This is a genomic window from Nitrosococcus wardiae (assembly GCF_004421105.1).
GTDB lineage: Bacteria > Pseudomonadota > Gammaproteobacteria > Nitrosococcales > Nitrosococcaceae > Nitrosococcus > Nitrosococcus wardiae.
The window spans coordinates 1,048,009-1,075,008 of sequence record NZ_CP038033.1; the positions used below are offsets into that span (position 1 = coordinate 1,048,009).

22 protein-coding genes, 1 tRNA gene and 2 pseudogenes are annotated in these 27,000 nt (G+C 52.9%); 10 read left to right on the forward strand and 15 right to left on the reverse strand.

Going from position 1 to position 27,000, the window contains the following annotated elements:
* Window positions 1-79 precede the first annotated feature (79 nt).
* The gene (locus E3U44_RS05110; RefSeq protein WP_134356968.1) at window positions 80-3,448 is read right to left on the reverse strand and encodes a hybrid sensor histidine kinase/response regulator; all 3,369 of its coding nucleotides are present in this window, start codon (window positions 3,446-3,448) and stop codon (window positions 80-82) included.
* A gap of 219 nt (window positions 3,449-3,667) precedes the next feature.
* On the opposite strand from E3U44_RS05110, the gene E3U44_RS05115 reads away from it, so the two are divergent.
* Window positions 3,668-4,954, forward strand: coding sequence for a flavohemoglobin expression-modulating QEGLA motif protein (locus tag E3U44_RS05115; RefSeq protein WP_134356969.1), 1,287 nt, complete (start codon window positions 3,668-3,670; stop codon window positions 4,952-4,954).
* Window positions 4,955-5,097: 143 nt separating this feature from the next.
* Here the strand turns inward: E3U44_RS05115 and E3U44_RS05120 are convergent, their stop codons facing one another.
* Complete coding sequence (locus tag E3U44_RS05120; protein ID WP_134356970.1) at window positions 5,098-5,976, reverse strand: SDR family oxidoreductase; 879 nt, start codon at window positions 5,974-5,976, stop codon at window positions 5,098-5,100.
* A gap of 217 nt (window positions 5,977-6,193) precedes the next feature.
* On the opposite strand from E3U44_RS05120, the gene E3U44_RS05125 reads away from it, so the two are divergent.
* Window positions 6,194-7,531, forward strand: coding sequence for a thiol-disulfide isomerase (locus E3U44_RS05125; protein ID WP_166804997.1), 1,338 nt, complete (start codon window positions 6,194-6,196; stop codon window positions 7,529-7,531).
* Here E3U44_RS05125 and E3U44_RS05130 read toward each other — a convergent pair.
* Together E3U44_RS05130 and E3U44_RS05135 are read right to left on the reverse strand one after the other, a co-directional pair.
* Window positions 7,503-8,666: a DesA family fatty acid desaturase gene (locus E3U44_RS05130; RefSeq protein ID WP_134356972.1), complete on the reverse strand. Its 1,164-nt coding sequence runs from the start codon at window positions 8,664-8,666 to the stop codon at window positions 7,503-7,505. The two genes, E3U44_RS05125 and E3U44_RS05130, sit on opposite strands and share 29 nt — an antisense overlap.
* A gap of 361 nt (window positions 8,667-9,027) precedes the next feature.
* The gene (locus tag E3U44_RS05135; protein WP_134356973.1) at window positions 9,028-9,312 is read right to left on the reverse strand and encodes a hypothetical protein; all 285 of its coding nucleotides are present in this window, start codon (window positions 9,310-9,312) and stop codon (window positions 9,028-9,030) included.
* A 339-nt stretch (window positions 9,313-9,651) separates the two neighbouring features.
* Between E3U44_RS05135 and E3U44_RS05140 the strand changes: the two genes are divergently transcribed.
* Window positions 9,652-11,229, forward strand: coding sequence for a bifunctional GNAT family N-acetyltransferase/carbon-nitrogen hydrolase family protein (locus E3U44_RS05140; protein WP_134356974.1), 1,578 nt, complete (start codon window positions 9,652-9,654; stop codon window positions 11,227-11,229).
* A 40-nt stretch (window positions 11,230-11,269) separates the two neighbouring features.
* On the opposite strand, the gene E3U44_RS05145 is transcribed toward E3U44_RS05140, so the two are convergent.
* The 7 genes from E3U44_RS05145 to E3U44_RS05175 form a co-directional block, all read right to left on the reverse strand.
* Window positions 11,270-11,539, reverse strand: coding sequence for a hypothetical protein (locus tag E3U44_RS05145; protein WP_134356975.1), 270 nt, complete (start codon window positions 11,537-11,539; stop codon window positions 11,270-11,272).
* Window positions 11,540-11,690: 151 nt separating this feature from the next.
* Entirely contained in the window at window positions 11,691-11,975 is a 285-nt protein-coding gene (locus E3U44_RS05150) for a hypothetical protein (RefSeq protein ID WP_134356976.1), read from the reverse strand.
* 833 nt (window positions 11,976-12,808) lie between these two features.
* Entirely contained in the window at window positions 12,809-14,467 is a 1,659-nt protein-coding gene (locus E3U44_RS05155; RefSeq protein WP_134356977.1) for an ABC transporter ATP-binding protein, read from the reverse strand.
* A 23-nt stretch (window positions 14,468-14,490) separates the two neighbouring features.
* Window positions 14,491-15,675: an ABC transporter permease gene (locus tag E3U44_RS05160; protein WP_134356978.1), complete on the reverse strand. Its 1,185-nt coding sequence runs from the start codon at window positions 15,673-15,675 to the stop codon at window positions 14,491-14,493.
* Between the two features lie 3 nt (window positions 15,676-15,678).
* The gene (locus tag E3U44_RS05165) at window positions 15,679-17,058 is read right to left on the reverse strand and encodes an ABC transporter permease (protein WP_134356979.1); all 1,380 of its coding nucleotides are present in this window, start codon (window positions 17,056-17,058) and stop codon (window positions 15,679-15,681) included.
* Between the two features lie 18 nt (window positions 17,059-17,076).
* Window positions 17,077-18,936: a peptide-binding protein gene (locus tag E3U44_RS05170; RefSeq protein WP_134356980.1), complete on the reverse strand. Its 1,860-nt coding sequence runs from the start codon at window positions 18,934-18,936 to the stop codon at window positions 17,077-17,079.
* Window positions 18,937-19,201: 265 nt separating this feature from the next.
* On the reverse strand, window positions 19,202-19,495 hold the full coding sequence (locus E3U44_RS05175) for an RNA recognition motif domain-containing protein (RefSeq protein WP_134356981.1): 294 nt from the start codon (window positions 19,493-19,495) through the stop codon (window positions 19,202-19,204).
* 411 nt (window positions 19,496-19,906) lie between these two features.
* On the opposite strand from E3U44_RS05175, the gene E3U44_RS05180 reads away from it, so the two are divergent.
* Window positions 19,907-20,125 (forward strand): YybH family protein, encoded by a 219-nt coding sequence (locus E3U44_RS05180; protein WP_134356982.1) that lies wholly within the window; start codon window positions 19,907-19,909, stop codon window positions 20,123-20,125.
* 170 nt (window positions 20,126-20,295) lie between these two features.
* Window positions 20,296-20,739: a DUF29 domain-containing protein gene (locus E3U44_RS05185; RefSeq protein ID WP_134356983.1), complete on the forward strand. Its 444-nt coding sequence runs from the start codon at window positions 20,296-20,298 to the stop codon at window positions 20,737-20,739.
* 384 nt (window positions 20,740-21,123) lie between these two features.
* On the opposite strand, the gene E3U44_RS20540 is transcribed toward E3U44_RS05185, so the two are convergent.
* Window positions 21,124-21,198 (reverse strand): hypothetical protein, encoded by a 75-nt coding sequence (locus E3U44_RS20540; RefSeq protein WP_206054956.1) that lies wholly within the window; start codon window positions 21,196-21,198, stop codon window positions 21,124-21,126.
* 181 nt (window positions 21,199-21,379) lie between these two features.
* Here E3U44_RS20540 and E3U44_RS05195 point away from each other — a divergent pair, with 181 nt between their 5' ends.
* Window positions 21,380-22,312, forward strand: a complete 933-nt coding sequence (locus E3U44_RS05195; RefSeq protein ID WP_134356984.1) for a hypothetical protein — start codon at window positions 21,380-21,382, stop codon at window positions 22,310-22,312.
* Window positions 22,313-22,444: 132 nt separating this feature from the next.
* Window positions 22,445-22,734: pseudogene (locus E3U44_RS20545) on the forward strand (IS982 family transposase); the annotation flags it as partial.
* 244 nt (window positions 22,735-22,978) lie between these two features.
* Here E3U44_RS20545 and E3U44_RS05210 read toward each other — a convergent pair.
* The 3 genes and pseudogenes from E3U44_RS05210 to E3U44_RS05220 all read right to left on the reverse strand — a co-directional run bounded on the left by E3U44_RS05210 (window position 22,979) and on the right by E3U44_RS05220 (window position 24,129).
* Window positions 22,979-23,191 (reverse strand): hypothetical protein, encoded by a 213-nt coding sequence (locus E3U44_RS05210; protein ID WP_134356986.1) that lies wholly within the window; start codon window positions 23,189-23,191, stop codon window positions 22,979-22,981.
* A 267-nt stretch (window positions 23,192-23,458) separates the two neighbouring features.
* Window positions 23,459-23,752: pseudogene (locus tag E3U44_RS05215) on the reverse strand (transposase); the annotation flags it as partial.
* 301 nt (window positions 23,753-24,053) lie between these two features.
* Window positions 24,054-24,129, reverse strand: a tRNA-Phe gene (locus E3U44_RS05220).
* A 133-nt stretch (window positions 24,130-24,262) separates the two neighbouring features.
* On the opposite strand from E3U44_RS05220, the gene E3U44_RS05225 reads away from it, so the two are divergent.
* The 3 genes from E3U44_RS05225 to groL all read left to right on the forward strand — a co-directional run bounded on the left by E3U44_RS05225 (window position 24,263) and on the right by groL (window position 26,958).
* Window positions 24,263-24,721: an FxsA family protein gene (locus E3U44_RS05225; protein WP_134356987.1), complete on the forward strand. Its 459-nt coding sequence runs from the start codon at window positions 24,263-24,265 to the stop codon at window positions 24,719-24,721.
* Between the two features lie 225 nt (window positions 24,722-24,946).
* On the forward strand, window positions 24,947-25,237 hold the full coding sequence (groES, locus tag E3U44_RS05230) for a co-chaperone GroES (RefSeq protein WP_134356988.1): 291 nt from the start codon (window positions 24,947-24,949) through the stop codon (window positions 25,235-25,237).
* 68 nt (window positions 25,238-25,305) lie between these two features.
* A complete protein-coding gene (gene groL / locus E3U44_RS05235) occupies window positions 25,306-26,958 on the forward strand; it encodes a chaperonin GroEL (RefSeq protein WP_134356989.1) in 1,653 nt (550 codons plus the stop codon).
* Window positions 26,959-27,000: the final 42 nt, after the last annotated feature.

Genomic DNA, 27,000 nt, shown 5'->3' on the forward strand with positions numbered 1-27,000 from the left:
GTCCCATAAGGGAGACGGCGCATCGTATCAACCCTTCTTAAGGACCGCAGGGAAATGAAGGAGGTTGGTAGCCCACTGGTTAGGCGATGAGCTGGTCTCCCTCCTCCGGGGGTAGAGAAGCAAGCAATTTCGTGAGGGCATCAGGGTTCACCGGTTTGACCATATGGTAATTGAACCCAGCCTCCTTGGTGCGGCGGCGGTCATCTTCTTGGCCCCAGCCGGTCATGGCGATAAGGAGCATTTTCTTGCCCCAAGATTGTTGTCGGATGTGCCGACAGGTATCATAGCCGCTCAGCTTCGGCATCTCAATGTCAAGCAGAAGCACTTCGGGCTTGAGTTTTGCCGCCGCCATGATGGCTTCCTCCCCCTCGTAGGCCGTGTACACCTCGTGCCCTATCATTTTCAGCAACATTGCCAAGCTATCGGCGCTGTCCTTGCAGTCATCCACAATCAAGAGGCGACGCTTCGTCACGTATGCTTGTTTTCTTTCTTTGCTCTGTGGTTGTGGTCTCTCAACCGCTGGCTGAACGAGCAATGGCAAGCGCACGATGAACTCGCTTCCCTGGCCCGGCCCCTCACTGCGCGCTTCAACGTTGCCGCCGTGTAACTCAACCAGCCCGCGCACCAGTGACAGCCCGATTCCGAGGCCACCCTGGGAGCGTTCCAATACTCTTTTTTCTTGGGAAAAAATGTCAAAAATGCGCGGTAATACCTCGGTGGCGATGCCAATGCCGTCATCCTTCACCGATATCACTATCTCACTCCCCTGCTGCTCGCTGATAAGTTGAATATGACTGCCCTCTTCCGTGTGCTTGGCAGCATTATTGAGTAGGTTCGAGAAAATTTGGGCCAACCGCACGGGGTCTGCATTGAGGTAAACCGGCTTCGGGGGTAGGACGATGGTGAGTTCATGTCCGCCGCTGTCAATAAGCGGGCGGCTTATTTCAACGGCGTTGTGAATCGCCGTCGCTAGTTCAATCCGCTCTTTGCGGAGTTCCAGCTTGTCATGGGCAATGCGGGACACGTCGAGCAGATCATCCAATAGCCGCGCCATCTGCTGCGCCTGCTGGTCGATTATTTTCCGGGCCCATTGTAGCTCAGGGTCGGGAGAGTCCTTCACTAAGAGAATTTGCACAGCGTTGCGGATCGGGGCCAACGGGTTGCGAAGCTCATGGGCGAGCGTGGCCAGGAATTCGTTCTTGCGACGATCCGCTTCCTGGAGCTCTCGCTCGTAACGCTTCCGGTCACTGATATCCATGCATATGCCGATCATGCGCAGAGGTTTGCCCTGCTCATCTTGGAATAACTTGCCCCGCCCTTCGACCCAGTGCACGCTGCCGTCTGCCCAGACGATGCGGTACTCGATATGGTGCTCTTTGCCTTGCTCCAGTGCTGCCGTGATTGAGTTTATGACCTGCTCCCGGTCATCGGGATGGATGTCCTGCTGGTAGGCGTCGAAGGTGCCCGTGAAGGTGCCCGGCGTGCGCCCATGGAGGGCTTCAAGACTAGCCGACCAGGTGACTGTGTTCGTCGGAATGTGCCATTCCCACGTTCCCATGCGGCCCGCTTCCAGGGCCAACCGGAGCCGCTGCTCATTATCCCGCAGGGCTTCCGCGGCCCGCTTACGTTCGGTAATGTCAAAATTCACGCCGGCCATGCGCGGCACTTGGCCCCTTTCATCGCGAAAACAGCGGCCCAATCCCCCCAGCCATCGCTCACCACGTTGCGGGTGAAGAATGCGGAACTCTTCATCCCAAACATTATCGTCAGGGGTGGTTAGCATCTGTTGAAAACGAGCGGACAGCCGCTCGCGGTCGTCCGGGTGCACCCGCGCCAGCCACGCCTTAAAGCTGATCGTTTCATCGGGCGTGAAGCCATAGAGTTCCCGGTATTGCGGATTCCAACCATCAATCCGATTTTCTGATACTGTCCAGCCCCATATCCCTGCCTGCGAAGCTTGCAAGGCCAGCTCAAGCCGCTGCTGGGACTGGTGCAACGCCTCCTGTGTTTGCAGTAAATCAGTAATGTCGGTGTTGGTGCCAAACCAGCGCGTGATATTGCCGCTCGCGTCGCGAATGGGAAATGCACGGGAGAGAAACCACCGGTACTGGCCATCCTTACCCCGCAAGGGAAAGGTGTCTTCCCAAGGCTCGCCGCTTTCGAAGGCGCGCTTGATTTTCTCCGTCACACGAGCAACATGATTGGGATGATGCACCGCCTGCCAGCCCCAGCCTTGCATCTGTTCGAGCGTGGTGCCGGTGTAATCAAACCAGCGTTGGTTGTACCAGAAAATCCAGCCGTCGGGTTGGGTCATCCACGCCAATTGGGGAATATTCTCACTAAGTGTGCGGAAGCGTTCCTCACTCTCGCGTAGCGCCTTTTCAGCCTGCTTGCGCCCGGTGATATCGCGCGCAATTTTGGATGCGCCGATGATTCGCCCCGTATCGTCTAGGATGGGCGAGATGGTTAGGGAAATGTCAATGCGTCGGCCCTCTTTGGAAACACGCACGGTTTCAAAGTGTTTAATCCGCTGGCCCCGCCGCAATTTCTCTAGAATCAAGCGTTCCTCTTCTTGCCGCTCGGGCGGGATAATCAAGGTGATCGATTGCCCCACCGCCTCGGCAGCAGTGTATCCGAAAAGGCGCTCGGCCCCCCTGTTCCACGAAAGGATGATGCCCTCCAGTGTCTTACTAATGATCGCATCCTCAGATGCGGTAACGATAGCAGCAAGTAACGCCTGAGCTTTCTCCGCCCGCCGCTTCTCCGTGACATCGCGAAAAACTAGCACGCATCCGGCGAGGTGCCCATGCTCATCGCGGATCGGCGCGGCACTGTCGTCAATGGTTCGCTCGGTGCCATCTTTGGCAATGAGGAGAGTATGGTTCGCCAGCCCGACGACGGTGCCTTCTTGGAGTGCCCGCATCGCGGGACTTTCGACCGGTTGGCGAGTCTGTTCGTTGATGATGCGAAATACGGTATTGAGCGGTTGTCCCGCCGCCTCATGCTGCGTCCAGGCGGTCAAGGATTCGGCCACGGTGTTTAGGGAGAGGATGCGGCCTTCCGTATCGGTGGTAATGACCGCATCCCCGATGCTGGTGAGCGTGATCCGCAATAACTCCTGCTGTGCTTGGGTCTGGGCTTGGGTTCGCCGCATCGCCTCCCCAAAGCCGATAATGAACGTGCAGGATACGAGGTAAGCGATCAGCGCGGGGAGGGTTTCATTGTTAAAGCCAAAGCTGACCCGCGGTTCGATAAATAAATAATTGCACGCCAGATAGCCGAGGATGACGGCCAAGAGAGCAGGACGGTAGCCGCCAAACCAGACGGCGGCTGCCACAGCTCCAAATAGGGTAACCAAGACCAGGTGATCACCCAGCCACGGATGGAGAAGCCAGCGGATTCCGACTGCCGCCGCCGTTACGAGAATGGAGAAGAGGTAAGCATACATAGCAGATGACAGCGTTATCCTACTCTTTGCATCCTTGTCGTGGGCGCACGATAACGCCTTTAGCCAGCTAACAAACCTGTAGGAAAGCAACTTAGCTTATAAATGTTGTAAACATTATACTGTTTATTTATAACATAATAGCACCTCAAAATATTGATTTCACGGCGGCTCCTGTGGCATGACCTAGATCAAACATTTATTACCGATTTCTTGAAACTTGTGAACAAAGAAAAACACAGTGAGATAATTCGCCAGCTCTCCGATCGGATCGTCACGGCTCAGGCCCCCATCCGGATTCTGGATGCGATCAAATGGGACGATAGTGTTCAGCAGGCGTTCTTTGCCCACGGCGGCCGTTGCCAGCCGGAAGTGAATGCTGCTTATTACGACCGTAATCCCCTCAAATACGATATTAACGCACTGCGCAAAACCTTTCGGGAAATCGAAGCAGATGTGGTGGCAAAGCTCGGGCAGTCCGAGGCGGCAGGCAATATTATGTGTCGTATGTGCCGTGAATACCGGCGGGTGCTGGATATGCTGGCGGCCCGGGGTACCCCTGCATTTGCCGAAATTGCCCGGGAGTTGTATGGGAGTTCGATTGATGTTTTTCACGTGGGTGGCCCCACGGTAGCGGATTTGGGGATGTTGCTGGACGGATCCCTGCGCAATATCGGTGAGGGGGTATTTCTGGAAAAAAATCCTAAGGACATCCCCACCCGGGCGGCGGTGACGCTGTTACAGCAGTGGCTGGACCGGGTGTTTACGGACCCTGCGGCGCGGGTGCGGGTGATGGAGAGCGACGGGATTGTGGCCGATGCAGCCGCGGGATCGGATTACATCAAACTGCGCGCTAATACCTGCTTCAGTGAGCGGGATCTACGGGCCTTGGAAGCCCATGAGGGCTGGGTGCATGTGGGCACCACCTTGAATGGGAGTCTGCAGCCCACCTGTACCTTTTTGAGCAAGGGCACGCCCGCAGATACCATCACCCAGGAAGGGCTAGCGGTGTTTATCGAAGTGGTGTCCTTCAATTCCCATCCCGCTCGCCTGCGGCGTATCGCGGACCGTATTCGCGCAATTCACCTGGCTGAACAGGGAGCAACCTTTCTGGACATCTTTACCCTGCTCCGTGATGAAGGCCGGTCGGCGGAGGAAGCTTATTCCGCCACGGTGCGAATTTTTCGGGGCAGTACGCCGGAAGAGGGCCCGTTTACCAAAGATTTGGCCTATAGCAAAGGCTTTGTGCTGGTGTATAACTTTTTCCGGTTGGCAGTGCGGCGCGGGCGGTTGGATCGGATTCCGTTACTGTTTTGCGGTAAGCTCGCCATCGAAGACATGGGCACTCTTGCCCAGTTGGCTGAGGCAGGGTTAGTCAAGTCTCCGAAATATCTGCCACCTCCCTTGGTGGATCTGAATGCGCTGACGGCATGGATGGCCTATTCGAATTTTTTGAACCAAATTGATCTGATTCAAATCGACGCGGATTTTGCGCCGATACTGGATTAACCTGAATTTTTCACCACCAATTGATTTCTTTGTGCTCTTAGTGCCTTTGTGGTGATCTCATGAATTATCCAGGTTAACCAAAGAAGTGGGGCTGATCCCCGCCTAGTTCTCTTTCTGTTAGTGATTCCCCTTGGAAAAGGCGGTCAAATTGAAGTCTTTAAGGCGGCGGGCAGTCCTTCCTCCAAGGTCGGATAGTGGAGCCGTATGCCTAGCACCGTTTTCATCCGCCGGTTGTCCAAGCGACGGGATTCATTTAAATATTCCAGCAACTTCGGGGAGAAGGTTCGCTGCGCTTCGGCCAAACTAACACAGGGCGGGCGGGGTAGGTCGGCGATATCAGCCAGGCGGTAGAGGTAATCGGTCATACTGCTAGGCTGCTCGTCGCTGACATTGTAGATCCCGGCCGGTGTGTCGTCTTGACCGGCGCGCAGGGCAAGGGCAGCTAGATCATCGGCATGGATGCGGTTGCTCCAGGGGGCCTGGTCCGGGCAGACCACCGGATCGCCCCGGCGCAAGCGCTCAAGGGGCAGGCGGCCGGGGCCGTAGATACCAGGCACGCGCAGGATGACAAGGGGGAGGGTGTGACGGCGGGCAAAGGCCGTTAGTTGCCGCTCAGCATCAACTCGACGGCGGGAACGATCGTTGCCAGGATGGACCGGAAAAGATTCATCGACCCAGGCCCCTCCGCAGTCGCCATAGACGCCGGAGGTGGAGATATAAACGATACGCCGGGGTGGAACCTTTTCCAAGGCTTCCAGCAGATGAGCGGTTCGGGTATCGGAAGGCCCAGAAAGGGGGGGTGGGGCGAAGTGGAATAGAAGGGTCCTGTTTCGGGGTATAGCATGCAAAGTTTCAGGATGATCCAGATCGCCAGGAATGGCGTGATAGCTTGCTAGGTCGCAAGGGGTTCGGAGCAGCGCTGCCACCTCGCCTCTATCAGCTTGCCACAAAGCAGCGACTCGGCGACCGATATCGCCAAAGCCAACTATGAAGGCGGAAACTTGAGAGGGGATGGAAGTCATCTAAGTAGTGGATCCTGCCATATTGGGAAGTACTTTAATTCTTTGCTATGGGCACGAAAGCGGTGCAGATGAAAGTCGTTCCTGCCCATCAAGAGTGAGGAAAAATAGCATTGAAGATGAAAAGAACAGAAGCGCGGCAATGTTGGTCCTTGTATTCTAGCAGCTTATATTATAACGTTTTTATAACGTTTCCCAATCCCATTCGATGAGTTGCAACATGCGAATCCTATTATTTGCGGCGGCTGCGCTTCTAGCCGTGGGACCCAAAACATATGCTGCAGAAGTAACGTTTTATGAGGACGCTCTCCCCATTCTTCAGAGCCATTGCCAAGGATGCCATCATCCTGGTGAAGGTACGCCCATGTCGCTCCTTAATTATAAGGAAGTTCTTCCTTGGGCAAAGGCCATAAGGGAAGCCGTGTTGCTTAAGAAGATGCCGCCCTGGTATGCCGAGAAAGGCGTGGGTAAAAAGTTTTCCAATGATCGCTCTCTTAGTCAAGAGGAAATCGGAACTCTAGTTGCCTGGGCGGATACGGGAGCTAAGAAAGGAGATCTGGCCGCGGCTCCTCCTCCGGCCAAGTTTGCCGATAGCTGGTCGATCGGCAAGCCCGATCTGATTGTTCGCCCTCCGAAGCCCTACCGGATTCCCTCTAAAGGGGTGATTGAATACACTTATGTCATTGTCCCTTCAGGGTTTACCGAGGATAAATGGGTGTCAAAGGTTGAACTGAAGCCTTCTAAGCGTGAGCATGTTCATCATTTGATCGCCTGGGTGCGCCCTCCTGGTTCCAGTTATTTTGAGGAATATTCAGTTGGGGATTTTTTTGTTCCCAGCGTTAAGATTCGTGAGCGTAGGCGAGAAGGCGAAGGCAAGTTCGAAAGGCGCCAACTCCTTGCGAGTTATGCCCCCGGAGGAATTCCAAATCGGTTGGAAGCGGGTCAGGCAAGGCTAATTCCTGCCGGGTCTGATTTTATCTTTGAGCTCCATTATACGGCTAATGGGACGGCTGGAACTGACAGACCCCAATTAGGCCTCGTTTTTTCAGACGGCCCACCTCGTCAAAGGGTGTTCACGACAGCAGCGCTAAACAGTAAATTTGTCATTCCCCCCAACGCCTCCAACCACCGGGTTGAGGCAAGCCTTACCATGAGTGCCAAAGCGATATTGCTCGACATGATGCCTCATATGCACCTTCGCGGAAAATCATTTGAATATCGCGCGGTCTATCCAAATGGCAAATCTGAATTGCTCTTGCGGGTGCCAAAATACAACTTTAATTGGCAACTCAGCTATGTGCTCGAAGAGCCTTTAACCCTGCCCAAGGGGACTCGCATCGAATGTACAGCGTACTTCGATAACTCTTGGAGCAATCCACATAACCCCGACCCTACCCAGGAGGTTCGCTGGGGCGATCAGAACTGGGAGGAAATGATGATTGGTTTTATTAGCTTGGCTATCGATGCTGATCAGAACCCAGAATCAGTATTTGTTTCAAACAAGCCAGTGAATAAGGGGACTCCAGCAGTTACTGGAGGGAATATCCCCGCAATGTAAAGGCGAAATCCTGCAAGGCCTTGATGCCGGACTCTTCGGCCCGCTTACACCAATCCTGCAGGGCTTGTAATAACGCCTCCTGGCTAGCCCAAGCCTTAGACCAAATTTCTTGCAACTGCTGGCGAAATTGATACACCGTCTCCAATCGATGGTTTTCTTCCAAGAGAGCGTTCAATTCCTGCCGGGCTTTAGCATCCACTAAAGCCTCATGGCGGATCAACCAATTCTGGGCCCGTTGATACAGCTCGTTGCCTGAAAAATGGGCCGCTTCCTCTTTCAGCACCGGCAGCATCACCTTCCGGCCATAGGAAGCCATCAGATGGAAGCGGTGAGCCACCACCGCCCGGGCAGTGTCCAAATCCACCCACTGCTTCTCGGGCTTGATGAGCAGCTTGGGGGCGACCTTTTTCACCCGGGCCAATTTCAATGCCTGAAATACCCGAATGTACATCCACCCTATATCAAACTCATACCACTTGGAGGAGAGCTTGGCCGAACTGCCGTAAGCGTGATGGTTGTTATGCAGCTCCTCACCGCCAATGAGAATGCCCCAGGGGAAAAGATTGGTGGAGGCATCGGCCACTTCATAATTGCGATAGCCCCAGTAATGGCCAAGCCCGTTAATCACCCCCGCTGCAAAGAAGGGAATCCAATGCATCTGAACAGCCCATATCAACAACCCAGGAACTCCAAACAGCCCCAAATCAATTAGTAACATGAGCACAATACCGCGGTTACTGTACCTACTATATAAATTGCGTTCTATCCAATCATCAGGGGTTCCATGACCATATTTTTCCGTTACCTCCGGGTTTCTCGCTGCAACCCGGTAAAGGGAAGCGCCCTGCCATAACACCTTATGAATGCCCATCATTTGCGGGCTATGGGGATCTTCCCCCGTCTCACATTTGGCGTGGTGTTTGCGGTGCACCGCAGCCCACTCCTTGGTGACTATCCCGGTGGTCAACCAGAGCCAAAAACGGAAGAAGTGACTGAGTGCCGGATGAAGATCCAATGCCCGGTGGGCTTGATGGCGATGAAGATAAATGGTAACGCCTACTATCGTGATATGAGTGAACAGCAGGATGACCGCGAGGTAACCCCAAAAAGATAACTCGAAAAGACCCAAAAACATGGAATTAATTCTCCGCTTTGATGTGATACTCGCAATTGGCCCCTTTTTTGGTAGGAAAAGTCAAAAAATAAATTCATTATTATTATTAAAAATAATAGACGAGTTTTTCAGGGGTATGAAGTAGGAGTTCGCCAGTGTTATAAAGCTCAGCCTGGATATTCGCCTTCCCGGCTATGATGACTCCAGGCCTTTTGCGTAAGTCCTGTAGGAATTGGCAGATGATATGGGGCATTTGAGGGATTGGAGTTAAAAAGTGGGTTTGAAGCCCAGGTTTATGCTGGTGGGGTGAGGAAATGTTTATCCCCCTCATCCTCACCTTCTCCGCTAGGGAAGAAGGTGAGGATGGGTACGCTAAAGGGAATTAGCCGATAAACCGACCGACATTGACATTGTTCTGGGCATGCTGGTTTTGAGTATTGGTATTATGGAGATCCGAGAAGCCAAAGTTAGCCACGTTATTGCCTACTGTATTTTCAATGCCTTGGAATTGGGAAATTGCCTGAGTCGGGTTAACCTCTAAGAAGCGATCCCCGATAGGTCCCCAAGAGAGGGAGCGGTAGGCGCGTACTTCGCCGCGGACGGAGGTCATGGCAGCGCGGTCCAGGGTTTTGCTCTCGGCCAGGTCAGCAATAAGGAGTTTGCTCATGGTGTTTTCTCCTTAGTTAACTTAGTTAAGTAGTTTATTAAGCTTTAAATTTAGAACTGAAAGTTTTTTTCGGTGCTTGCCCGATATATTGCATCTCCCGTGCCAAACGAGTGGATAAAGTAGTATGGAGTTTGTAACATTATGATTTGATAATGATTATCTTTTTGAGTTGGGACTGGCTATCAACTTTTTTCTAAAAGCAGGTATTTTTTATGAATGTTTTTGGGGAACAAAATAGGAAAAATGTTGGCTTATAAAAAACTAAATTTCTAATAGCTTCGTATTCGTTGGATTGTCATCCTACTGGCTTTAATCACTTGACTATTGGCTACTAATCCCATGAGCGCTGAAATTTCCTCTGATCTCCATCTTAAGTTGCGTAATCTTGGAGTGGATGATCTCGATCAGCTTGAGGAGCTGATGGAAAAGGTCTATTCCGACATTGGCGGTGCCTGGCCCCGGAAAACCCTCCTGGCTTTGTTTAGAGAATTCCCTGAGGGCCAAATTTGCATCGAGGGTAATGGCCGAGTCATTGCTGTCGCTTTGACTGTGCGCTGTAGTTATGAGCGTTTCAGCCGGGCCCATACCTACCAGGACTTAATTGGGCGGCGAGAGCGCATTCGCCATGATCCAAAAGGGGATGCCCTTTACGGCATGGATGTATTTGTGGATCCTGACCACCGGGGGCTGCGACTTGGTCGTCGACTCTACGATGCCCGTAAAGAGTTATGCCGAAACTTAAATCTGCGTGCGATTTTGGCGGGTGGGCGTATCATCAACTACCATCGCTACGCAGGAAAACTGACCGCTACGGAATATATCGAGGCGGTACGTCGGAAGGAGGTTCACGATCCCATCTTAAGTTTTCAGCTTGCCAATGACTTTGAAGTCAAGCGGTTGATGAAGAACTACTTGCCCGAGGACGAGAAATCCTGCGGTTTTGCTACGTTGCTGGAATGGAATAATATTCTTTATGAGCCCGAGGGATTAGCGGCGGAGGAGATCCGCAAGTCGGTGGTGCGGATCGGGATCGTGCAATGGCAAATGCGGTTGACCGATTCTTTCCAAGCTTGGTTGGATCAGGTGGAGTTTTTCGTAGACTCCATGGCGGACTACCAAGCCGATTTTGTGCTTTTTCCGGAATTCTTCAATGCTCCCCTTATGGGCATGGGGGATCAGAAGGATCAATTTAGTGCCATTCGGTTCCTGGCCCAGTATGCTGCGCCCAGTTTGGAAGCTCTATCCCATTTCGCCGTTACCTATAATATCAATCTCATTGCTGGCAGTCTTCCGGTTCTGGAGGGTGATACGCTTTATAACAATGCCTACTTATGTCGCCGTGATGGCACGGTGGATATGCAGCCCAAGATCCATATCACCCCCCATGAACGCCGTGACTGGGTGATTCAAGGGGGAAATACCCTGCAGGTATTCGATACTGATGCGGGACGCATTGGTATTTTGATTTGCTATGACGTGGAATTTCCAGAGTTGTCACGGCTACTTGCGGAAGAAGGCATGGAAATTCTTTTTGTGCCTTTTTGGACCGATACCAAGAATGGCTTTTTGCGGGTACAGCGATGCGCCCAGGCGCGTGCCATTGAAAATGAATGCTATGTGGCTATCGGCGGCAGTGTTGGCAATTTGCCCCAGGTGGAGAATGTCGATATTCAATATGCCCAGTCGGCGATCTATTCGCCCTCGGATTTTGCTTTTCCACACGATGCCATCATCGCGGAAAGCACTCCTAATACCGAGATGGCGTTGATTGCTGATCTGGATCTCGACAAGTTAATGCAGCTGCGATACGAGGGCTCAGTCACCAATCGCAAGGATCGCCGCCCCGATCTCTACCAATTGCGTTGGGTGGCGGAGAAAACCCGTAAGAAAGTAGGTAACGGCAAGTTAGCATCATAGAAAAGCAAAGCCCCCGGAGGGGGCTAAGCGGTGGGGGAGGTTAGGTAAAAAGGTTGGTATCCAATTGGGCATTTTGGTTCAGCTTAGGGCTGATGTTGGGGGCAAACAAGCCAAAGTTGGCTACATTATTGGCCGCTTTGATATCCAGGGACTGAAACTGATTAATTTGTTGATTCAGATTAATATCAATGGCCACGTTGGCAAAGCTCAAGCCGGAAGGACTGAGGGCTTTACCGCCCCGCAGAGTGGTCATCTGCTGGGAATCCAAGGTCTTGCTTTCGGGTAAATCGGCAATAGTAATCGATGCCATGTTTCTTTCCTCTTACCAATAGGGGCTGAATGTTCCCCCCGGTGGATGCTGGTGAAGTGGTGAAGTAGTCTATTTCCTTCCTTGAGGTTTTCCCCCTCATTCTCGCCTTCTCCCGCCCTGGGAGAAGGAAGGGAAGGGGTATCAAGGGGAATTAGAGGATAAACCCACCTACATTCACATTGTTCTGGGCGCTTTGGTTCTGGGTATTGGTGTTGCGGAGATCCGAGAACCCAAAGTTGGCCACGTTGTTGCCCACCGCATTTTCAATGCCCTGGAACTGTTCAATGGACTGGGCCGGATTGACGGTTAAAAATTGGTCGCCAATAGATCCCCAGGAGAGGGAGCGGTAGGCGCGCACTCCCCCGCGGACGGAGGTCATGGCGGCACGGTCTAGGGTTTTGTTCTCGGCTAGGTCAGTGATGATGAGTTTGCTCATGGTGTTTTCTCCTCGTTAAGTTAAGTTGGTCATTCAATTTTGAATTGGGAACCGAAATTTTCTCGGTGCTCGCCTAACAGATTGCAGGTGCCGTGCCAAGTGGGTACTTGAGGAGAATTAAAATTTCAATCTTTTGATTTTAAAAATCATATTTTTTCTCTCAGGGATTATTGTGCCGTTTCATGGAAAAAAGCGGCCTCTGAAGTTTGTCATGAAGCAACAAAAAAAATAAGGATGTTGGTTTAATTCCGGCACCTGAAGGGAGTTAATGTTGTCAATAGAAAGCCCAGAAAGTTGACAAAATAATTATTAATGTTAATAATTATCATTAGCAATTAAAGATGGTTTGAACCTCTAGCACTTTTAAGCCAGCAAGCCACAGCAGATTGTGGCGTTCTTCTCCACTTGGCACACGGCCTGGTCAGTCTACCGGGCCATTTTTTTGTCCTATTGATGTTGATAATCAAACTCCAACCGCCCAGTCAAAGCAATTCGGTTTCAATTGTGACCTTGTGCTTTGGTACCCTCTGCCAAGTTTCGCTCAACGTGCAGTCAATCTAGGTGGCGGGCAGAGTTAGGCCCCTGGGCCCCATTTATGCTCGGCATGATGCTTCCTCGTTTGCCTCAGTGGCAAAGTTCCCGTGCTCTGCTTGCTGTGAACCACGAATGCACCTCGGGGGAGGATAAGTAGCTAGTAAAAGTTTTGCAGTATTTCTGGAGCGAGCCGGTGGCGTGGAGCCAGGGGACAGGGAAGTCCCCACAAACCCTTTTTTCAGGGAGGAAAAAGGGGTTTGTGGAACACCTTGAGGGGGGCCTAAGCCCCCCCGCTAGTTTTATAAGGGAACTCGGGGCACTGCCGCCAGCAGTTTTTGAGTATAGGGGTGGGTGGGGGCTCGGCAGACGTGGTCTGTGGGGCCCTGTTCAACGATGCGACCATTATGCATGACGGCGATCTCATTGCTGAGATATTCCACCACACCAATGTTATGGGTGATAAACAGCAAGGTGAGATGATGTTCCCGTTGCAGATCTAGCAGTAGCTGGAGGATTTCAGCTTGTACGGATACGTCCAGGGCGCTGGTAATTTCGTCGCAGACCAGGAAGCGGGGTTCCAGCACCAGGGCTCGGGCAATCCCAATACGTTGGCGTTGGCCGCCGGAGAATTCGTGGGGGTAGCGCCACAGATAATCGGCCTCGAGTTGGACCCGCTCAAGCACGGCCCTGGCCCGCTCAAGGCGTTCCTCGCGGGAGTGACCGATGCCGTGAACCGCCATGGGTTCGGTCAGGGTCGCGGCAATGGAAAGGCGCGGGTTGAGCGACGACATGGGATCCTGAAAGATGATTTGCAGCTCTCGCCGGTAGCGGCGCAATTCCCTATGCTTCAATGTCGTCAGATCGGTGCCCGCGTAATGGATTTGGCCACCGCTAGGCTCTACTAGGCGGAGTATGGCTCGGCCCAGGGTAGTTTTGCCGCAGCCCGATTCGCCTACCAACGCTAGGATCTGTCCTGCTGGAATAACCATATCGACCCCGTCCACGGCGCGTACATAGCCAGCCACCTGCCGCAGTACCCCTTTGCGAATGGGGAAGTGCACCTCCAGGTTGCGCAGCTCTAGCAGTGGCGGCTGCTGGATGCCGGTCTTGGGGGGTGGGCCTCCCTTTGCTGCGGTTCGTTGGCGCTTGAGATTTTCGGGCAGGGCAGCCAGGAGCTGGCGGGTATAGGCGTGCTGCGGACGGTGCAGAATCTCGTTTAGGGTGCCGGATTCGACGATTTGCCCTAGCCGCATTACTGCCAACCGGTGGGCCATCTGGGAGACTACCCCGAAGTCGTGGGTGATGAAGAGTATGCTCATGCCCCGTCGCGCCTGCAACTCGCGCATCAAGCGCAGGATTTCGGCCTGAACGGTGACATCTAGGGCCGTGGTCGGCTCATCGGCAATGAGTAGATCCGGTTCGCAGGCCATGGCCATGGCAATCATGATCCGCTGGCGTTGGCCGCCGGAGAGCCGATGGGGGTACTCGTCGACCCGTTGTTCAGGCTCAGGAATTTGTACCTGGGCCAGGGCTGCCACGGTGCGCTCTCGGGCCTCACTCTCATCCATGCCGGGGAAGTGGAGCTGCAGGGTTTCCATGATCTGCTCGCCAACGGTGAATACGGGATTGAGGGAGGTCATGGGTTCCTGGAAAATCATGGCGATGCGGGCACCGCGGATTTCCTGCCGGCGGGCTTCTGGCAGGCGCAACAGGTCCACTTGTTCATGGCGGTGATCTTGGCGCCAGTCAAACAAAATGCGTCCTTGGGGATGGCTGCTGATGTCTCGGGGCAGTAACTGGATCACCGACAGGGCGGTGACCGATTTGCCGCTACCCGACTCGCCTACCAAACAGAAGGTTTCCCCCCCTCCGATGGCAAAGCTTATTCCATCCACTGCCTTGACGGTTTCGCCGCCGGCTTGGAGGTAAGTCTTCAGATTTTCGACTTGGAGTAGCACGGTTCTCAGTCAGTTCTGAAATTCTATCTTAAGGATTTTTTTAGGTAGGGATCGATGGCATCACGGAGGGCTTCACCCACCAGGTTGTAGGCAAACACGGTGAGAAAAATGGCCCCACCGGGGAAGGCCGCCATCCACCAGTTGAAGGTGGAGGATCTCACCGCTTGGTTGAGCATTTGGCCCCAGGAGGGATCATCCACCAGGCCTAGACCCAGAAAGCTCAGCACGGCCTCCGCAAGAATGGCGGAGGCTACGCCGAAGCTGGCGGCCACCAAAATGGGGCCGATACCGTTAGGCAGCATGTGCCGAAAGAGGATGGAATGTAGGGGCAGTCCACAGGCCAGGGCGGCCTGGACAAAGTCCTGCTGCCGTAGGCGCAAGAACTCGGCCCGCACGTAGCGGGCATAACCTGACCAACTGGTGATGCCAATGATCACCATGAGTAGGTACAGGCTACGCTCGAAGAAAGCCACAAAGGTGAGCAACAGGAACAGGGTGGGCACCGCCTCAAAGATTTCCACCAGGCGCATGCCGATGATATCCACCGCCCCGGAAAAATAGCCCATCAAGCCGCCAATGAGGATCCCTAGGGCCAGGGCAATGCCGGTGGCGATAAAGCCAATCCCGAGGGCGATCCGCGAAGCATGGACCATCCGCGCCAGAACATCAGCGCCGTTTTCCTCGGTGCCAAACCAGTGATCCTTTTTAGGGGAAGCCAGGGGCGGTTGTAGCCCGGTCTCGCCCCGATCCCGTTGATAGTCCTTGGGGGAATAGGGGATGGGGGCGTACACCACCCAATCGTATTCTCCAGCCGCTTCCTGCTGCCGGTACTGCTCATAGATAGCCAGGGCTGGCGGCTGTACCCACGCGGCGCTAAGGGTCCCGGCCAGGAGCAACACGCTCCCTAGTCCCCCCAGCCAGGTTCGGAGCGAAGCCCGGCTCAGGGCCAGAAGCAGGCCGGTGAAAAATAGGGCTAACAAAGTGACATCGGCGGGAGTGAGATAACGCACCAGAGGGCTGTCGAGCTGACCGTCTTGGCTAAGCAACAAGGGGTGGCTGTTGGCCAAGAAAGGAGCGAACACGGCCAGAAAGACCAACAACCCAATCCAAGCCAACCCCAGTCGTGCGCCCCATTGGGTCAGCACCTCCCGTGCTACTTGGACAGCATAGCTGCGGCCCCGCCGTGGTGGTGACAATGTGCGGATCATGGTTCAGTCATAACTCACGCGGGGATCAGCGATCGCATAACAAAGGTCGGCGATAAGATAGCCGACCAGAGTCAATAGGCCGCTGATGAGGGTAATCGAGAGTACCAATTCCCGGTCTCGAGTCTGTACCGCTTCCACCGCCAGCTTGCCCATCCCCTCAATGGAAAAGATGGATTCCACGATGACCGAACCGGCCAATAGGCCAGGAAGGAGAGTCGCCGAGACCGTGATCAGGGGCAAGAGGCTATTTCGGAATACGTGCTTCCAAAGGACTACCTTTTCGGCCAAGCCTTTTGCCTGGGCGGTGCGGGCATAGTCAGCCATAAGGTTTTCTAGCACAGCAGTGCGGGTAAGCTTGGAGAGGAAGGCAAAACCACTATAGGTCAGGCAGAGGACAGGCAGCACCAGGTGCCAGAGCCGGTCCAGCAGAAAGCCGCGGACAAACTCCCCGCCTCCCCAGTGGGTGCCCACAGCTAGGCCCAGCCCTGCGCCCAACAACCCCAGCAGACTTACCCGTAAGCCGGTGTAATCTGTATAGCCTAGTCCCCCGACGGCCACGATGAGGAGCAGGCTAAGGAGGACCGTTACCCCCAGATGGGGGCCAGGTAAGTTAGCCCCCATCCAGAGACCTAGACTCAAGCCTAACCCGGCCAGCAAGCCGACTCGGAGTAGACGGGGGACTTTCAGGGCCAATCCTATTCCCATGATAGTGCCTACCGCACCGGTGCCGAACAGGAGGGCCACTTCCTGTAGGGAGCCCCAGTGGGGCAGGAAGGGCATATCCAGGGCTTCGCGAGTGTTGAGGCCAGCAGTGGGAAACCAGTGCCAATATTGATCGCTGGCAAAAAAGCCAATCAACAGGACGCCGGCCAACATAGTGGGGATTGACCATAGTCCTAACATCAGGGCGCTCGAGCTCACATCGAATACCTTGCCCCGCTCGGTGGCGGCGCGCACCCCGACGGCAATCGCCAAAGTATAGATAAGGGGCAGGGAAAGGGCATTGAGCAGCAAGGTGAGGGGGACCCGCTCTTCCAGCAGGTCCAGTACCGGGCGGCCGTAGCGGAAGCTGGTACCTAAATCGGAGCCTTTCCAGAAGGAAAAGCCGCTAATGTGACGTTCCTCATCAAAGGTGAACCCCACCGGAGAGACATTGTTCAGCCACCGCAGATACTGGACGGCCGGTGGCGAGTCCAGGCCGTAAAGTTGATTGTAATAATCTTCCAATGCCTTCTTGGCCTGGGGCTCTAGGTTCTGGCCCTCGATGAGGCTTTGGGCGCTGATGCCACCGGGGGAAGCCGCCATGACAGTAAATACCACTAAAGTGATCCCCAGCAGGGTGGGGATCATCAAGAGCAGGCGGCGGATGACATAAGTAGACATCGCGACGGGTGCCTTGAATTAATAGGTGTATTTCTGCTCAGGTTCCGGGACGTACCACTCCACCGGGGTCACGCCTAAATTCAAGCCCAGGCGAGTGATTTCCAAGTTGCGCATGCGCTGATCCACAAACAATAGTGATTCCCGCCGCATCAGAAAAGTATAGGGCTGGTCTTCATATAAGATGTGCTCACAGGCTTGCCACAGGGGCATGCGCTTGTTTTCATCCACCGTCGCCCGGGCTTCCTCGATCAGAGCATCGAGTTCTGGATTACGGTAAGCAATGAAATTATCGCCGCCTGGGATGGTTTGGCTGCTATGGAACATCTGATAGATATCGATCTCGACCCCACTGGTCCAGCCCAGGGCAATGGCATCGAAGTTCTTTTTGTTAATCCGATCCAACATAACCGACCATTCCGTGGGCTTAGGCTCTAGCAGGATTCCGGCGCGGGCGTATAGATCCTTGAGGAATAGCACCAGGCGCTGGGTGTCATCGGCATCCTGGAAAAACACCAGTTCAAAGCGGAAGGGTTGGTGGTTGGCATCCTCTAAGACTCCATCCCCGTCCCGATCCGCGTAGCCTGCTTGCGCCAACAGTGCCTTGGCTTTGGCCAAATCGAAAGGCCGGGGAGTCAAGGTGGGGTCGTGCTGAGGACTGCGAGGGCTGAAGGGACTGACCGCCGGCTCAGCGTAGCCTAGCATGATTTGCTCGATAATGCTGGCGCGGTCGGTGAGAAAAGTCATGGCTTGACGTACCCGCTTGTCGGCAAAACGGGTGGGTTTACCATCACGTTCCTGATTCCACGCCACGTAACTGTAGCCGGCCGTGGGGCTCATATACTCAAAGTGTTGAGTACGCTCCCCAAGGGCCTGATCTTCCAGCAACCGATGATACTCCAGGGGACGGGCGCCGTAGATATCAATGTCGCCATTGCGGAAGGTGGTCAGGCGGGCGCTGTCATTGGCGATGACCTTCCATAGCAGTTTATCGAAAGAGGGTTGTATCGGCCCCCAGTAACGGGGGTTGCGCTCCAGTTCCACCAGGCCCTGGTCCGGAGTCCAGCCCTTGGGGTCCTGAAGGCGGTAGGGGCCTGATCCCAGCAGCAACCCCTTGGATTGGTTAAAGCTTTCCGGTTGTTGCAGGTAAGGTCCATAAAAATGTTGGGGCAGTATGGTCAGGCCCCCTGCCAGGGCCAGACTGTTAAAATAGGGTTCCTTGAATTTAAATTCCACCTGATAGGGGCCGAGGGCAGTGACCTGCTCAATCTTTTCATAATAAGCTCGCTCCCGCGGCGCGGCAATGGCCGGATTCATGATAAAAGCGAAGGAGAAAGCCACGTCCTCGGCGGTGAGGGGTTCACCATCGGAAAAGGTGATACCTTTCCGTAAGCGGAAACGGAAAGTCAGCCCATCTTCGCTGACTTCCCAATCCCGGGCCAGCAGGCCTTGCCATTCCAGGGTTTCTGGGTTGCGTGTGAGCAATGTTTCCAGCACATAGCCCTGGACCTCGGCGGCATAGGCGTCGGTGGAAACCAGGGGGGTCAAGGTTTTCAGTCCTGTGCCGAAGGCCTGTACGAGCCAGTCGCCAGGGCGATAGTCAGACTGCTGGGTGGCGGTATAGGCGCGACGGAATGCCGGCGGGATATCGGCCGTACCACCGCTTTCGGTAGGGGCGAGAGTGAGGCCGCCGCTGCCGGTGCTACGTATCAAATCGCGCAGCCCGCGCAAATCCTGGGCCTGCTCGGTCAGGGTTCGCTCCATTTCGGCAAGCTTAAGCCATTGCCGATCGACCATGTACATGGCAAGCAGGATAAGAATGAACAGCAGGCTCAAAAACAGAAAAAGAAAAAAATCTTTGACCGTGAATCGTCGTGCCATGAGAGCGTTCTGCAGATGGGTTTCAGGTGACCATGGGACAGTTTGAAGACAGCGCTAGCGCTATCTTTGCCGGGTAGTCATTAGATAATACAGAGTGGTTAAAAATCACAAAAAACTAAGTAATCTTCTTGTCTGTCTGAGCGTGATTGTGACCCATTGCCATAGGGATGGCAAGGGATATGCTCTGATGAAAGCGTGCATAAAAAACCGCCCGCTGTGGTTGCAGCGGGCGGTCTGTTTCTAAATAGCTAAATAAAACTGCTAGTTAGAAGCGTCTTTGACGGTCACCAAAACCTTCGTTGCGGCGAAAACCTTCATTGCGGGGGCGGGCCTGGTTGACTATGATTTGCCGTCCTTGGAGATCAGAGTCATTCATCTCTTTTATGGCTGTTTCGGCATCTTCTTGCCTAACCATTTCAACAAAGCCAAATCCTTTGGAGCGGTTCGAAAACTTGTCTACGATCACCTTAGCTGAGGAAACCTCACCGTAGTTCTCAAATGCTGCTCTTAGGTCTTCGTCCGTTACTTGATAGGAGAGATTTCCAACATAAATATTCACTATAGATATTCCTGAGGTCAAAAACTGTGCCATTTATTGGTAATATCATCAAAATCTTAACTAATGGCACATAAATCAAGACCTGATGGGGGCAAGCAGAGGACTTCCGCTCGCCAAGGCTATCCTTTACACATATAGTAGTCTAAGACAAGAAGGTTGCCAAATAAATTCTATAGGGAAGCAAAAATATTTTCTTATCGGTGATTAAGCTCCAAAGTTTGGAATCAGGCTGAAGCATGGCTGAGGCCATCTTCCGGCATGCAAAAGCATTCCACCCTAGGAGTCCTTATTTACGCCTAGCCGTTCGGCCGGCGGCGTATCGCTGCTAGTGAGCTTGGCTGTTCGGACTTGCGCCTTGAAGGAATAGATTTTTAGCAAGATGTTTGATCCTAAAGAAGAAAGGTAACGGAAATGACTCCCAAAGCGCTTGTCCGCGAATGGATATCCCGATTTAATGCTGCTGATGTCGATGGTCTCGCTAAACTGTACGCCCCGGATGCAGTGAACGACCAGGTGGTCTTCTCAGAGCCACTTCGTGGGTGCGAGGCCATTCGAGAGATGTTCAAAATCGAGTTTGGTCGTGCAGAAATAGCCTGCATCAAGGAGCAGCAACCAGCAGCATTCAATTAATCCTGCAGTTGAGAATATTTAAGGATTCGGCTGCTGAGCATGGCGGGATTGAAGTTTTCTGGTTGGACGAAGAGTTTCGGGATTATTTACTAGAGCGGCAGAAGCTTGATCACTAACCCCATACTCCGCCTGAGTTTGCTTGGGTGGGATTTCTACTGGAGTTAAGGACGATGATTGACCCCAACAAAGATTATTATGGTTGGACTCAAGAAACCGTTGAGAAATTACGCCAGGGAAAATTTAACGAGATCAACATTGACCACCTGATAGAAGAAATAGAAGACATGGGAAAAAGCGAGCGCCGGGAGCTTAAAAACCGCTTAACCGTACTACTAATTCACTTACTCAAGTGGCAATATCAGCCGGAGCGCCGGGGTCGGAATTGGCGTTGGCGTTTAACTATCAAAGATCAGCGGCTCAATGTGGGTGAAGTCATCAATGACAACCCCAGTTTTAAACCGCAACTTTCGCTAATAGGTAAAATCGCCTATCAAAGCGCAGTGATTAACGCGGCACGGGAAACCGGCTTAGATGAAGACATTTTTCCCGCTACATTCGAGCAAACCGGTTGGACGTGGGAGCAGATGTTGAATTCGGAATTTTTGCCGGAATAATTTCACAACCCTTTCAGGGGGGTAGCCCGTTTTTTTCGTCTGGTGCTTACTTTTAGCTTACAAGAACCTGAGTTCTAGATAAGAAAGGGGTGTCTCCCGGACCAGGAATTCGGAAAAATTCCTGGTGTGGAATAAGAGAAAACAACTAGGAGACAGCTGTGATGAGTTTAGAGACTTTGTTTTGCGATGTCGATCCCAATTCAAAAGGATGAGTGGACTTCAGCTCTTGAAAAACAATCCTCTCTGCCCGCTGTTGAACAGGGTTTGGCAAGGAGGCAAGTTCTTTCAAGAAACGCTTGGTGTATTCAACCCTCCACATCACCGGCCTTTAATATTCCCTGGCCGCATCCCCCGAAAGCCGTTCATCGTCTTCCGTTTCATCCATTAGCTTAGTAATCCAAAATTCTCGATGATCTCCTCGATCCGCTGAAACTCATCAAAGGGAATTTGAACAGCCATTTGCCACAGTGGGTCTTTACGGGATGCTGCTCGAACTCGCCTCGGCAGATCTGTAGCCCACCGTGACAGAATCTCTCTCTGGGGCTATGCTAAAAATAAGTAGCTCAGTGGTACTTAAATTCAGCAGCCATGGCCGGAAAGGGCTCCTTTCTTCCTAGCCTGAGGATCGCTTGAGGCACCGATGTTTCGTACCCGAAAAGTCATTTTGGCTTTATCCATCGGCCTCCTTTGCGTCACTCTGAGTGTGGTGTTCCTTTGCTATACTGCCTGGCAGCGGGCAATAGCCGAACCCCTTACTGACAGCCTTTTGGAGCGTTCTTCTGAGATTAAGGAACAGATCCGCCGCTCCCCCTTTCCGGAACCGATCTATCTCGAGTCAACGGAGGAAGACGGTACTGTCCGGGGCGACCTCTACGCTCTCATCGATTACCCCTTTGAGCGCCTCGTGCAAGAGTTGCAAACCGCTTCGGCTTGGTGCGGTATCATTTTCCTGCACCTCAACGTCAAGGCTTGTATTCTGAGCGATGAGGGGGAAACCCCTATCCTTACTCTCTATCTCGGCAAAAAAAGCTACCAGCCTCCAGAAAAGGCCGAGCGCACTGATCTCCAGTTCCGCCTCATCGCCCGCCGGGAAGATCAACTTCTACTGGAGTTGCATGCCGATCGTGGACCCTACCGTAGCCGCGACTATCGGATCCGCATGCAGACGGTGCCGCTCAACGAGCGCCGAAGTTTGCTGTACGTGCATTTCTCCCTTACTTATGGAAGCCTTGCCCGGCTTGCCCTTCGCCTCTATCTTACCCTGGCCGGCCGCCACCGGGTCGGCTTCAGCGTCGAGGGTGTGGATCGCGCGGGCGATCCCGTCTATGTGCGCGGCCTGCGTGGAATCATGGAACGCAACGTGATGCGAGTCTACCTGGGGCTTCGGGCTTACCTGGATACCCTCTCCACTCCCCAAGCTCATCGTCTTGAAGCGCGGTTGCACCGATGGTTCGCCCTTACCGAGCACTATCCTCGCCAGCTGCGGGAACTTGACGAAAACACTTACTTGCAGCAAAAGCAGCAAGAATATAAACAGCAAAAAGCGCTACAGCACCAAAATGCTTCCCGTTAGCCAAACGTTCTTGTTAACGTCAGTTCGACATAAGCCAAGGGTTACTCCCGTTGTGCTGAACCGGATATAAGATGGGCTTGCTTGAGAGTGTGATATCGAAAGTGGAGCGCTGGTGATCTAGATTTAGAAAAAATCTTCTGTGAGGTGGATGATTTTTGCCAAGCATTTAAAACCCAGCGGAATCAGAATCTTATAAACCCAGGCGAAATAAAGCGCCGAAAATGCTCCAGCCTTTCCCTCAGGGAAATAGGGAAATGATGACAATTATTATTGCTTTTTACAGCTCCCATTATCGGATGTTTAAGCATGATTACACCGACTATGTAGTCAAAGACTTGCAGGGAGCGTTTCTCACTCGGGTCAGCAATATCCGCTTTGTGGAGTTGATGGGCTCGGCATTGATTCCCTTGTACAGTGACTTGGTTGGCACAAGGAGAAATTGATTCGCTGGCAAATAATCGTTTGGGTTTACTTATTTACTGTAATCCCGATTCGATAATCACCCACGCGAATCTTGTATTTATATCTGGATAGCCCGTCATTTTCTCAAGATATCCCAATTCGAAAGGGTGGGTGGACTTCAACTCTTGAAAAGTAATCCTCTCTGCCCGCTGTTGAACAGGGTTTGGTAAGGAGGCAAGTTCTTTCAAGAAACGCTTGGTGTATTCAATCCTCCACATCACCGGCCTTTAATGATTCATAATATTCCCTGGCCGCATCCCCCGAGAACCGTTCATCGTTTTCCGTTTCATCCATCAACTTAGCCAATCCAAAATTCTCGAGGACTTCCTCGATCCGCTGAAATTCATCAAAGGGAATTTCAACGGCCACTGGTTTCTGATTTTCGTCTACCAGGATCTGTTTGTGGATTTCGAGCATATTGAAATCTCCGTTAAACTTTATTAGTGAGCAATATAGCTTATATCTGCGCCTATGATTGCCGCCTATGTGATCAGGGGGCGCGATAACTACACCTGCCACCTGGTCAATATTGCCCCAGTGCTAAAAACCTTTTGCCTAGAGCGGTTCAAGCCAATGCCTGGCACGATGAGACATAAAAACTTAGTCATTATTCACCCGCAAATTCGTGCCGGGGCAGACTCTTTTCGGCAAGCGCCGGGCCTATCAAACGTCAGTTCTGGATAATTACACGGGCTTCTCCAGGAGCAGGAGTGGGTGGTTAGTCAGGTTAAGTGAGGGCTTAAGCGGCTGATGGGTGTAGGCGATAAGCCCCGCAACCAAGTTGACCATGAAATTAGCGATACCGCGATGGCGGCTGTGCTCAATTTGAGAGATATTTTTAAGCGGGTCATTGATGGTTTCAATGAGAGAGCGCCTGCGCAGCAAGAGCTTATTTTTGCGGATGGGGGTCATGAGCTGAAGCCCCTTTTCAAAGAGCACTTGGAATAAGTGTGTTGAAATGTAGCCTTTATCGCCAAATCACAAAACAAAGCCTCTAAGCTCATCACGGGTGTCTCCTGGTTGTTTTCTCTCATCATCACCAGGAGTTTCCCAGATCCCTGGTCCAGGAGACACCCCTCTCTTATCCAGAACTCAGGTTATTTTGCCTGCGGCATTTGTGCGACGTTTGAAGGTAGCCATGACTGACCCTCCGATGGTCGGTGATGGTGAGGTCGGTAGGGCACCGTGAATGCCTTTTTTTCTGTGAGTGGGACAAAATTGGGACATTTCAGTTCAGCTTGTCCCATCGGAGGGGGTGTTCTTAAGTTATTGTTCTATTTGGTGGCCAGGGACAGAATCGAACTGCCGACACGGGGATTTTCAGTCCCCTGCTCTACCGACTGAGCTACCTGGCCTTGAAAACTGTCTATAATAACTTGTTTCGGTCGCCATTAAAACGATTTAGCGACCATAAGTCAAGGCGACATTGTAAGCTGGGTCGCGTATACTGATGATGAATTGCTGAGAATTTGAGAATTCCGGTTACGAATGTTTCGCTTACTCTTTTTTCTTATCCTTGCTTTTCCTCTGATTGAGATCTATTTGCTGATCCGTGTTGGCAGTGCCATCGGCCCCGGTTTGACTGTGTTTCTATGTATTCTCACAGCCGTGGTGGGTGCGGCTTTATTGCGCCAGCAAGGCTTTTCCACTTTAAGCCGGGTTCAGACAACCATGGCCCGCGGCGAAGTCCCTGCGTTGGAGATGCTAGAAGGTGCTGTGCTGCTGACTTGCGGGATTTTTCTCCTGACCCCAGGGTTTTTTACCGATACTTTGGGCTTTTTAGGGCTTATTCCAAGCCTTCGCCGGGCCTTCGTGCTCTGGGCTGTAAAGCGTGCCCTGCAACGTGATGAATTCGAAGTGACGGTATATCGCGAGGGACCGGATGACTCAGGTCGCCACCACCGGCCTCGGGTGATTGAAGGCCGCGCCAAACGGGAAGATGAATAAAGCATTCTAGTCTACCGTCGCTAACCTCCTGTAATTCTTAATCCCTTTACGGGTCTCTAAGGGGTTCCCTGTTGACTCGCTTGCTGATATTGCTATTATTAGCACTCACTAGAGGTGAGTGCTAATAATTTTTTGGGCATCGCCCTTGAAACCCAGAGGGGTCATCCCCATAACAGCATTCGTAGATTTCCCTATATCAACATTAAAAGTAACGAGGAGAAGTTGATGAAGATTCGCCCACTTCATGATCGCGTTATCGTTCGTCGCATGGAGGAAGAAAAAACCTCTTCTGGCGGCATTGTGATTCCAGACACAGCGGCTGAAAAGCCTATCCGCGGTGAGGTCATTGCCGTCGGTAATGGCAAGACCCTTGAAAGTGGAGAAGTTCGTGCCCTTGACGTGAAGGTGGGGGATAAGGTGCTTTTTGGCAAATATTCTGGCACCGAAGTCAAGGTCGAAGACGAAGAACTGCTGGTGATGCGTGAAGACGACATCATGGCAGTGCTCGAGGGTTAAGACGCGGCTGACAACGCGACAAGGTCTTGAAGCAATCAACAAATTCAGTAACAGAGGATGGAGATAATATGGCAGCTAAAGACGTAAGGTTTAGCGAAGATGCGCGCCATCGCATGATCCATGGCGTGAACATTTTGGCTGATGCGGTGCGGGTGACTTTGGGTCCCAGAGGACGGAACGTGGTGTTGGAGAAAAGCTTTGGTGCGCCCACCATTACTAAGGACGGGGTCAGTGTCGCCAAAGAGATTGAGCTTAAGGATAAGTTCGAGAACATGGGTGCCCAGATGGTTAAGGAAGTGGCGTCTCAGACTTCGGATGTGGCCGGTGACGGGACGACCACGGCCACCGTATTGGCTCAGGGCATCCTGCGCGAGGGGATGAAGGCGGTAGCCGCCGGCATGAATCCCATGGACCTGAAGCGGGGCATCGATAAAGCCGTCGTTGGCGCTGTTGACGCGCTGAAAAAGCTGTCTAAGCCCTGTGAAGATAGCAAAGCCATTGGTCAGGTGGGGACTATCTCGGCTAATGCAGAAGAGAGCGTGGGTAAGATCATTGCCGAGGCCATGGAGAAAGTCGGCAAGGAAGGCGTGATCACGGTCGAGGAAGGTTCTGGCCTGGAGAATGAACTGGAAGTAGTTGAGGGGATGCAGTTCGATCGGGGTTATCTCTCGCCCTATTTCATTACCGATCAGCAAACCATGGCGGCGGAGCTGGATGATCCCTATATCCTTATCCACGATAAAAAGATCTCCAATATCCGCGATCTGCTACCGGTGCTGGAAAACGTGGCCAAAGCGGGCAAGCCGTTGTTGGTTATTTCTGAGGATGTGGAAGGTGAAGCCCTGGCGACCCTGGTGGTCAATACCATCCGGGGTATCGTCAAGGTTTGCGCGGTCAAGGCGCCGGGTTTTGGGGATCGCCGTAAAGCGATGCTGGAAGATATTGCCGTGCTGACTGGGGGTACCGTGATCTCCGAGGAAGTCGGCCTTTCTCTGGAGAAAGCGACCCTGGATGATTTGGGGCGAGCCAAGAAGATTAGCGTTAACAAGGAAAATACCACCCTTGTGGATGGTGCGGGCAGTGCTGAGGACATCAAGGCCCGGGTGGAGCAAATCCGCGTTCAGATGGAAGAAGCCACCTCGGATTATGATAAGGAGAAGCTCCAGGAGCGAGTGGCCAAGCTCGCCGGTGGGGTAGCAGTCATTAAAGTGGGCGCGGCCACCGAGGTAGAAATGAAAGAGAAAAAGGCGCGGGTTGAAGATGCGTTGCATGCCACCCGTGCTGCGGTGGAAGAGGGGGTCGTTCCCGGGGGTGGAGTGGCCTTAATCCGGGCTTTACAGGGTATTCAGGACCTTAAGGGCGCTAACCATGACCAAGATGTGGGCATTAACATTGCCCGTCGGGCCATGGAAGAGCCGCTGCGTCAGATCGTGACCAATGCCGGTGCAGAAGCTTCTGTCATCGTCAACCACGTGAAAGAAGGAGAAGGTAACTACGGTTACAATGCGGCGACGGGTGAATTTGGCGATATGATTGCCATGGGTATTCTGGACCCGACGAAGGTCTCCCGGACGGCCTTGCAAAATGCGGCTAGTATAGCGGGTCTGATGATCACGACCGAAGCCATGATTGCTGAGTCGCCGAAGGAAGAGGAGCCCGTACCCGCCGGTGGCGGCGGCATGCCGGGTATGGGCGGCATGGGTGATATGGGCATGATGTAAAGCGCCCAGACCCACTCTCTACCATTGAGAAAAAAGCCCCGA